Raw genomic sequence first — 5,118 nt, 5'->3', positions numbered from 1 at the left:
GGGGCGGGACCGGGTGCTCCTGCGCGCCGGACCAAGAACCGCGGCCACCGTTCTTCTCGCCCGCGGCCCTTGCCCGTTTTGCCCCGCCTGCGCCCTCCAAGCCGCGCATCGCCGTCCCGGCCGTCAAAACCGGGTAGGCGGTTTGATGTTCACGACGAAACTGGGTAGGCGGTTTGATGCCCCCGCGCGCACTCGGCTGCGTTTTGCGGGATTGGGTAGGCGGTTTGATGTCCAAACCGAGATTGGGTAGGTGGTTTGATGTGAGCAAGGGGTCAACCACCCAAAACCGTCGAGAATAACGTGCTTTTTGCAGGTTTTTATCGATAGTGGGTAGGTGTTTTGATGCAGGAGCTCCGTGCATATCAAAACACCTACCCACTATCGTGCAAGGGAGGGCCGAAACGGGCTTGTCGAGTGACGGGCCGGGTCGACCCACACAAAAGCGGTGCCGAAGAAGTGGGCTCACCCAAAGTGAGGTGGGCTCATATCAAGATGCCTACCCAATCTCGCATGATAGGGGCTGCCGGGACGTGAGGGCTTGCGGTCGGCAGCCCATGAGGCTCGGGGGAAGGCTGGCTCCATGCGATGAGGGCGCGGCCATGCGAGAAGAACCCGCGCGGCGCGGCCCCGGACCAACCGCGGCCCCGCGCCGCTACCCGAGGAAGCGCACCTCGGGCTCCAGGCGCACGCCGAACTGGCGCTCGACCTCGTCCTGAACGTGCTCGATGACGGCGTGCACGTCGGCCGCGGTGGCATCGCCGAGGTTCACCACGAACCCGGCGTGCTTCTTGGAGACGGCCGCACCCCCGACCTGATAGCCCTGGAGCCCGGCGTCCATGATGAGCTTGCCGGCGAAGTAGCCCTCGGGGCGCTTGAACGTGGAGCCGGCGCTGCCCAGGTCGAGCGGCTGCTTCTCCTCGCGCTGGCGCATGAGGTCGTCCATCGTGGCGCGGATCTTCTCGGGGTCGCCCTTCTCGAGCGCAAAGGTCGCGGAGAGCACCACGAGCCCCTCGTCGTGGACGCGACTGTGGCGATAGCCCAGGTCAAGCTCGTCCACGCCCAGGGTGACCTGGGAGCCGTCGGGCATGAGCACGCGCGCGCACTTGAGCACGTCGGCCGTGCACCCGCCGTAGGCGCCCGCGTTCATGAAGCACGCCCCGCCCACCGAGCCCGGGATCCCGCAGGCAAACTCGAGGCCGGTGAGCCCCAGCTCGCAGGCCATCTCCGAGGCCTCCCGCAGGTCAACGCCCGCCTGGCAGGTCATCTCCGTGCCGTCCACGGTGACCCCGACGAGGCCCTCGGTCAGCGCCACGATCACGCCCCGATAGCCCGCGTCGGAGACGAGCAGGTCGGACCCGCGCCCCAGGACAAAGCGCTCGACGCCCGCCTCGTCGCAGGCGCGCAGCACGTCGCGCACCTCGTCGAAGCTCTCGGGAATGACGAAGAGGTCGGCCGGGCCCCCCACCCCAAACGTGGTGTGCTCGCTCATCGGCTCGTCGGCGAGGACGTTCTCCTCGCCCACGATGGAGCGCAGCTTCCAGGCCAGGGGTCGTTCGCTCTCGGTGTTACTCACGGGCCGGTCCCTTCGACGACGGCGGCGCGCGGGGCGCCCTCATGACCCTACGAGTATAGCAGCGCGCCGCGCGGCCCCCAAAAGTGCTACACTTCGCGTGACAGTTTCAGGGCGGGGTGAGATTCCCCACTGGCGGTAACGGCCTGGGCGCGCCCAGAACCCGAAGTCCGCGACCCGCTAAAAAGGCGGCTGACCTGGTGAGATTCCAGGACCAACGGTTACAGTCCGGATGGAAGAAACGGAGGCCCCCATGGCCGCTCCCACGCATGTCCCGCACGACACCCACTCCACCACCTCCGGCGGCGCCTGGTCCACCCGGCGCATTGCGGTGACCGCGCTCTTCTGCGCGCTCTCCTTCATCCTCACCTTTGTCGAGGTGCCGATCTTCCCGCCCGCGCCCTGGCTCCAGTACGACCCCTCGGGCATCGTCGCCCTGATCGCGGGCCTCGTCTTTGGGCCCGCCACCGGCTCGGTCGTCGTGGTGCTCCCCTGGGTCCTCAAGACGCTCTTCAGCTTTAACGTCTGGGGCCACGTCATGGCCATCGTCGCCGGGCTCGCGCTCACGGTCCCGGCCGCCCTCGTCGCACGGCGCGTGCCCGGCGCGCGCGGCCTTGCCGTGGGCATGGTCGTGGGCGGTATCGTCTCCCTCGTGGCCTGCATCCTGTGCAACCTCGTCGTGACCCCGCTCTACACCGCGGTCTCCGTCGACGAGGTCATCGCCATGATCGTCCCCATCCTGCTGCCGTTCAACCTGCTCAAGATCGTCATCAACTGCGTGGTGACCGCGCTCATCCAGAAGCCGATCTCGCAGGTCGTCTCCCGCTAGCGCCGCATGGCAAAAGACGCCCTCATCAGGCTCTCGCACGTGAGCCTGCTCTACGACGGCACGCCCGCGCTCGACGACGTCTCCCTCGAGGTGGGGCGCGCCGAGCGCGTCTGCGTGCTCGGCGCCAACGGGTCGGGCAAGTCCACGCTCGCCTCCGTCGTGACGGGGCTTCTGGCCCCCGACGCGGGCACGGTCGAGCTCTGCGGCGAGCGCGTCTGCGCGGACGGCGCGCCCGACCTCGAGGCCTACCGGCGCGCCCGTCGCAGCCTGGGCCTCGTCTTCCAGAACCCCGACGACCAGATCGTCACGAGCGTCGTGGAGGACGACGTCGCCTTTGGCCCGGAGAACCTCGGGCTCCCGCGCGGGGAGATCGCCGCGCGCGTGGAGCGTGAGCTGCGCCGCGTTGCGCTCCAGGGCCTCGCCCAGGCCGACCCCACGCGCCTGTCCGGCGGGCAGAAGCAGCGCGTCGCCATCGCCGGCGCCCTCGCCATGGAGCCCTCCGCCCTCGTGCTCGACGAGCCCGGCTCGCTCCTCGACGTCCGCGGCCGCGGCGCCATCATGCGCGTGATGGGGCGGCTCGCGGCTGCGGGCACCACCCTGCTTCACGTGACCCACTTCATGGAGGAGGCGCTCGAGGCCGACCGCGTGATCGTCCTGGACCACGGGCGCATCGTCCTGGAGGGGACGCCGGGAGAGGTCTTCTCGCACGGCGCCCGCCTCGCCGAGCTCGGGCTCGAGGTGCCCTTTGCCGCGCGCCTCTCACAGCGGCTCGGCCTCCCCTGGACGTGTGGCGAGAAGGACCTCGTCGAGGAGCTCTGCTCCGGCGCGGCGCGCCCGACGGCCGGCGCGGCCGCGGCAGCCACGGCGCCGGCCGCTCCGCCCCTCTCGCCCGCGCCCGCGCGGCCGCGCCGCCCGCTCGTCTCCGTCGAGCGGGCGTCCTTCTCGTACGACGCCCGCGGCCGGGCCCTTGACGGCGTCACGCTCGAGGTGGCCGAGGGCACCTCGACCGCGATCGTGGGCCAGACGGGCTCGGGCAAGTCCACCCTGCTCCGGCTGCTCTGCGGGCTCGAGGTGCCCGACGAGGGGCGCGTGCTCGTGGCGGGCTTTGACACCCGCACGCGGCACGGGCGGCGCGGCGCGCGCCGGGCCGTGGGCTACGTGATGCAGCACCCCGAGCGCCAGCTCTTCGCCGAGACGGTCGAGAAGGACGTCGCGTTTGGCCCGCGCAACCTGCACCTTCCCGAGGCGGAGGTCGAGCGTCGCGTGACGCGCGCGCTGGACCTGGTGGGCCTCTCCTCGCGCCGGGAGGCCTCGCCCTTCGCGCTCTCCGGCGGGCAGCGGCGCCTCTGCGCGCTCGCCGGCGTCCTCGCGATGGAGCCCTCCGTCCTCATCCTCGACGAGCCCACCGCCGGCCTTGACCCGCGCGGCCGGGCGCTCCTGCGCTCCGTCCTCGCCCGCCTGCGCGAGCTGGGCGTCACCCTCGTGCAGGTCACGCACTCCATGGAGGACGCGGCGCGGGCGGAGCGCGTCATCGTGCTCAACCAGGCGCGCGTCCTCGCCCAGGGGCGCCCGTCGGAGGTCTTTGCGCCCGAGCGCGAGAAGGACCTCGTCGCGGCGGGCCTTGGCATCCCGCGCTCCCTGCGCGTGGCGCGCGAGCTCGAGCGGCGCGGCATGCCCGCGCTCGGCGACCCGCTCACCACCGATGCGCTCGTGGCCGCCCTCGGGCGCGTGCGGGCGGCGGGGGGCGCCACGGCCGGCAGCTCCGCCACGGCCGGCAGCGCCGCCGCGGCCGGCGAGGGAGGCGATGCCTGATGGCGCTCAGGATCGAGATCGGGCAGTACGTCGCCGCCCGCTCCCCCGTCCACGCGCTCGACGCGCGCGCCAAGCTCGTCTGCGCGCTCGCCCTGCTCGTGGCCATCTTCTGCATCTCCGGCGCAGCCCAGCTCGTCGCGGGCGCGGCGCTCGTGGGCGCCCTGCTCGCGCTCTCGCGCATCCCCGCGGGGCGCATCGTGGCCTCCGTCCGGCCGCTCGCGCTCTTCCTCGCGGTCCTGTCGCTCTTCAACCTCATCTTCGTGAGGACGGGCGAGGTCGTGGCCGTGGCGGGCCCGCTCTCCGTGACCTCGGGCGGCATCTGGGCCGCGGCGCTCTACTCCGCGCGCTTTGCCCTCGCGCTGCTCACGGGCTCGCTCATCCTGCTCACCACCACCCCGACGCAGCTCTCGGACGCCCTCGACTCCCTGCTCTCCCCGCTTGCGCGCGTGGGGCTTCCCGGCCACGAGCTCGCGATGGTCTTCTCGCTCATGCTGCGGTTTGTGCCCACGCTCGCCGACGAGACCTCCGCGATCATCGACGCCCAGTCCATGCGCGGCGGGGCCTTCGACGAGGGCGGCCCCGTGCGTCGCGTGCGCTCGATCGTCCCGGTGGTCGTGGCGCTGCTCGCAAGCGGCCTGCGCCACGCGGAGGGACTCTCCCGCGCGCTCGACGCGCGCTGCTACGAGGGCGGGCGCGGGCGCACGCACCTGCACGAGCAGCGTCTCGGCCGGCGCGACGCGCTCGCCGCGCTCGTCACGGCGGCCTTTGTGGCCGTGCTCGTCCTTCTCGCCCCCTAGGTGTTGTGTGCCAATAGGTTGTTTACGCCGACGATGCGCGACATGGGCGGGAGGCCCCCGCACGCGCTGTGCGGACGCTCCCAATTGTAGCGCTCCAGATAGGCGGGCAG

The 5,118-nt window shown here is 71.7% G+C and carries 4 protein-coding genes and 1 riboswitch; of the genes, 3 read left to right on the top strand and 1 reads right to left on the bottom strand.

Annotation, left to right across the window (positions count from 1 at the left end):
• Positions 1–652: 652 nt before the first annotated feature.
• Complete coding sequence (gene murB, locus B5F84_RS09300) at positions 653–1,573, bottom strand: UDP-N-acetylmuramate dehydrogenase (protein WP_087323286.1); 921 nt, start codon at positions 1,571–1,573, stop codon at positions 653–655.
• 98 nt (positions 1,574–1,671) lie between these two features.
• Positions 1,672–1,818: riboswitch (FMN riboswitch) on the top strand.
• A gap of 5 nt (positions 1,819–1,823) precedes the next feature.
• Here murB and B5F84_RS09295 point away from each other — a divergent pair.
• Genes B5F84_RS09295 through B5F84_RS09285 form a run of 3 tightly spaced genes read left to right on the top strand, consistent with a single transcriptional unit; the run spans position 1,824 to position 5,008 of the window.
• The gene (locus B5F84_RS09295) at positions 1,824–2,399 is read left to right on the top strand and encodes an ECF transporter S component (protein ID WP_087323283.1); all 576 of its coding nucleotides are present in this window, start codon (positions 1,824–1,826) and stop codon (positions 2,397–2,399) included.
• A 6-nt stretch (positions 2,400–2,405) separates the two neighbouring features.
• Entirely contained in the window at positions 2,406–4,211 is a 1,806-nt protein-coding gene (locus B5F84_RS09290; protein WP_087323280.1) for an energy-coupling factor transporter ATPase, read from the top strand.
• Positions 4,211–5,008: an energy-coupling factor transporter transmembrane component T gene (locus B5F84_RS09285; RefSeq protein ID WP_087323278.1), complete on the top strand. Its 798-nt coding sequence runs from the start codon at positions 4,211–4,213 to the stop codon at positions 5,006–5,008. Before B5F84_RS09290 ends, B5F84_RS09285 begins: the two co-directional genes overlap by 1 nt.
• Positions 5,009–5,118: the final 110 nt, after the last annotated feature.

Origin of the sequence: Olsenella sp. An290 (assembly GCF_002159535.1) — a bacterium.
Classification (GTDB): Bacteria; Actinomycetota; Coriobacteriia; order Coriobacteriales; family Atopobiaceae; genus Thermophilibacter.
The sequence above is the reverse complement of the archived record's forward strand: the minus strand, read 5'-3'. Positions and strand labels throughout refer to the sequence as shown.

Excerpts from the sequence above, each read along its gene's own strand:
- B5F84_RS09295 (WP_087323283.1), top strand. The coding sequence starts at position 1,824 with ATGGCCGCTCCCACGCATGTCCCGCACGACACCCACTCCACCACCTCC.
- B5F84_RS09290 (WP_087323280.1), top strand. The coding sequence starts at position 2,406 with ATGGCAAAAGACGCCCTCATCAGGCTCTCGCACGTGAGCCTGCTCTAC.
- B5F84_RS09285 (WP_087323278.1), top strand. The coding sequence starts at position 4,211 with ATGGCGCTCAGGATCGAGATCGGGCAGTACGTCGCCGCCCGCTCCCCC.